General features: G+C 37.0%; 1 protein-coding gene. It reads left to right on the forward strand.

Annotated elements, in window-relative coordinates; all coding sequences use genetic code 11:
- Positions 1–443: DUF1071 domain-containing protein (locus AB3I27_RS13995; RefSeq protein ID WP_368023023.1), on the forward strand; the 443-nt coding region annotated here is incomplete at both ends.

The following is a 443-nucleotide window of genomic DNA, read 5'->3' on the forward strand; positions in this document are numbered from 1 at the left end:
TTTCTGGAACTCATCAAGACTTTCTTGTTGAGGAATATAAACCTTTTCTTATGGATGAAACTGGGACTTATGTATCTGTCTCAGTAACGGTTAAAGGACACACGGAAACCGAATTATTTCCTGTTTTAGATTATCGAAACCAACCAGTTGTTAAGCCAAATGCTATGCAAATCAATAACTCATTGAAGCGATGCTTTGTGAAAGCATTGGCTCTACACGGACTGGGATTATATGTATTTCAAGGGGAAGATATTCCAACACCACCTAGAATCGATACAAAGAAATTAAACATGCTAGAGACGATTCTAGAAGCTTTCAATGAGCAGATGGGTAAAGATATGACCAAAACCTTAATCGAATATGTTAATGAGCAGACAGATAAATTAGGGCTCTTAGCTGATAACGTTGAAACTATTGAACAGTTAAGCTATGAGCAATGTGCC

It is taken from the genome of Enterococcus sp. C46 (assembly GCF_040887565.1).
Taxonomy (GTDB): domain Bacteria; phylum Bacillota; class Bacilli; order Lactobacillales; family Enterococcaceae; genus Enterococcus_B; species Enterococcus_B lactis.